This window comes from Chitinivibrionales bacterium, assembly GCA_014728215.1.
Classification (GTDB): domain Bacteria; phylum Fibrobacterota; class Chitinivibrionia; order Chitinivibrionales; family WJKA01; genus WJKA01.
The window spans coordinates 1-3,082 of record WJLZ01000029.1 but is presented as its reverse complement, the minus strand read 5'-3'; the positions used below and the strand labels follow the sequence as shown (position 1 = coordinate 3,082).

Annotated in this window: 4 protein-coding genes; all 4 read right to left on the bottom strand. The window is 44.4% G+C overall.

The features are described from left to right. Nucleotides 1-614, bottom strand: a 614-nt coding sequence (locus GF401_02000; GenBank protein MBD3343819.1) for a transposase, incomplete at its 3' end; no start/stop codon positions are given. A 100-nt stretch (nucleotides 615-714) separates the two neighbouring features. Continuing rightward, nucleotides 715-1,470: a methyltransferase domain-containing protein gene (locus GF401_01995; protein ID MBD3343818.1), complete on the bottom strand. Its 756-nt coding sequence runs from the start codon at nucleotides 1,468-1,470 to the stop codon at nucleotides 715-717. A 64-nt stretch (nucleotides 1,471-1,534) separates the two neighbouring features. Next, complete coding sequence (locus tag GF401_01990; protein ID MBD3343817.1) at nucleotides 1,535-2,587, bottom strand: SUMF1/EgtB/PvdO family nonheme iron enzyme; 1,053 nt, start codon at nucleotides 2,585-2,587, stop codon at nucleotides 1,535-1,537. Then, nucleotides 2,584-2,802: a hypothetical protein gene (locus GF401_01985; protein MBD3343816.1), complete on the bottom strand. Its 219-nt coding sequence runs from the start codon at nucleotides 2,800-2,802 to the stop codon at nucleotides 2,584-2,586. The genes GF401_01990 and GF401_01985 overlap by 4 nt, the downstream gene beginning before the upstream one ends. Nucleotides 2,803-3,082 lie beyond the last annotated feature (280 nt).

Sequence of the window (3,082 nt, the reverse complement as noted above, 5' to 3'; positions counted from 1 at the left end):
GGGCCTTCCGAAGCGGCTTTCGGGGAGCCATATGGAAATAAATCCTCCTCTGTTTTTCGCGAAAGACCCTGCGCAAGGTACTCGCTATAGGCAATGCGTGCCGTTTGTGCCGATTTCCCAAACCGTCGCAGTACCGGCCATATGTCTTGAAATGCGCACGCTTGAGTTCCCATCAGGGCGCTATGGCCACACCAGGTATAGCGGTCCAGTTCTTTCAAGTCATTGCAGATACCGGCCCGAATCGGGTTGAGATGCACATAGCGTATTAATTCCTGGATGTAGCGTTGCTCCTGGGTAGCAATAGATTTGAAGCGGTCCTGAAAGAGATACCCGCGTCGCTTATGCCGCTTGTTGAAATACATCGCATAGCGGGCGTTAAGCGGCTTCATGAGTATGGCAAGCGGCTGGTCGGAGGTGCGCAATACGAGATGATAGTGATTTTTGAGCAGCGACCAGCCATAGCATTTTGTGCCGGATTGACCAATGTATCGCCCAAGCAGATTGCAGAAAACCCGGCGGTCACTGTCGTCTGCAAAAATATCCATGCCATCAAGCCCGCGCGCCATGACGTGGTGCAGGCAACCGGGGACAAATAATCTGGCTCGGCGAGGCATGTGAATAATATAAATGATTTATTGAACACCGTCCCTAAACCTACGTCCCTAAACCTAATCCAGGTCGGCTATTTTCGTCGCCTAAGCATACATTGAATAATCAACAAGAGCTTTTGTGCTTTCGGCAAACAAAAAAGATCTCCTCGATATCAAAGCCATATTTTTTAATATCTTCATGGCTGAATTCCCTGGCGACATCAATTTCTTCAACAGCAAATCCGGCCTCGGTCAGGCGTGAGGAAAAATCAAGGCCATAGAGTCTCTGGTGGTCCTCCTGCTTGAGAATGCGGATTCTTTCTTCCCGCGACATTGATGGACTACCCTCGATCGTGCAGCGTATGCTTTTGTCGACTGGCACCTCAAGGAATGCGATGCCATTTTTATTCAAAACACGGTAAAATTCGGTAATTGCCAGGCGGTCCTGCAAAACATGCTCAAGTACGTGGCTGCAAAGTGCGACATCAAATGTCTCATCTTTAAAGGGAATACTCTCAATGCTGAAATTGATTGTGCAATTTCTTCCTTCGAGTTCTCCGGTGACATATAATTGAGGATTCATGTTGCCAAAAAAGCTGATCAGGCACTGCTCCGCTGCGATATGTAAAAAACGAATTTGTGACCTGCCGATCAACAACTTTTTCGACAGATACGCTGTAAGTCGATGTCTTTCCAGTGAGGAGCAATCAGGGCATTTCGCATTTTCACGGCGATTTTCATTCTGGCCTGCGGGAAGGAATTTTTTAAAATTTCCATTACAGCAAGGACAATTGACCGTGTTGCCTTTATAAAAAAATGAGCGTGCTTTGAACAGTGGCGATAGCAAAATATTGGAGCGGCTGTTTTTAAAGAGTGCCATTTAGAATTTCTATAAATGGAAAACGGTTTTTACGCAGACAGCATTAAAATAGTATATGAAAATTTTATCTCCGGACTCGCATGCAGCGAAATCCGCGTATCGAGTTAGTGCTTGTTGGTGAAATTGGGAAATGCGCCCAGGCTGTCAGCCACACGGGGTATTCGCTATAATTTCCAAATCGCATTGTCCGGTCGGTTCCAGTCACAGGCCCTTTGGGATCTATTAAATCTATAGTGCCGTAAGAATAATTGTAATAATCGTTTATAATTTCTCCAACATTTGCTGCCATATCATACAGCCCAAAATTATTCGGCAATTTAGAAGCAACTATCGATTGTTGAGAATTCATGTGAATACCTTCCCAATATTCATAGGTCTCAATTGTTGATCTCTCCTGAGTTGTCGGATACCCGTTGTAGAAATTATGGCTCCAATAATAATCATTTGAAGAGCGTGCGCGATAAGCAAATTCCCATTCTGCTTCTACCGGAAGCCGGTATCCGTCACGATCGTAGTGTATGGTTAAATTTACCATCTTGCAAGAATCTGCAACCGAGCCGAGAATTTGATCGTACTCATATACTACTTCTAACCCTTCTGCAGCACTTCTTTTATTGCAAAACAATGCTGCAGCAAACCAACTGATATCTGTTACAGGCATTAACGGGTTTTTCACACTTGATGGGTTTATTGGGAAGTATTTTTCGAAATGCTGTTGTGTTATTTCAGTCGTATCTATGAAGAAATCATAAGTAAGTCTGGCATCGTGCGGGTTCATGTATTCCGAATTTACTGTCCACCAGCTCCCCATCTGGAATGTGGTATCTTTTGAAGGAATAAATCTCATTCCTGCAGGTTCGGTCATATCAGCATTTATCGTGAAATTGCCGATACCTGAACGAGGTTCGATGGCCCAACTGTCGGTTGCGGTTATCTGAACGGCTTTTGTTTGAATATCATTGTGAGGCCGCGCCCAGATTAACGTGTCATTTTGTATTCGGGCGCCGGCTGGACCTGATGTTATTTCAAAGGAAAGGTTGTGGCCAGGGGATTTGGCTGCAATCTGGTTGTGAAGGTAAATTCTCAAAGTCTGATTTCGATAGTTTTTAAATGTCAATACATCTTTCCATGAAGGCTGCAGGTTTTAGTGTGAAACGAACGCACTTCAGATGTGTCTTTCAAATCTCCGTCAGAAACAACAACCGCCCAGGCATAGGTTGCACCCGGGTTCAAACCGAAATTCGTCAATGAGTACGGAGAACTGCCGGACTTTTTTGTTCCGCTTGTCAAGAGTGTCGCTGAATTGGTGCCGACAATAATTGTGTATGTCAACTGGTCTCCATCGGGATCCGTTCCTGAAAAAGTCAGTGCTGATGTTCCTTGATCTATCTTGTCTGCTCCGTTACCTGGTGATGATAGAGTTATCTGCGGCTAATCATTTATGGGTGCGCGTATTACCCCGGAGTTAAAATAATAAATTAAAAACCTCTTATGCCGACAAAAAAGAGAATTATAATTCCTGGTGGAATCACTCATATAATGGCACGGGGAATCGATGGAAAGAACATCTTCCCGTCAGATGATGACCGCTAATATTTTCTTACTCTTTTTT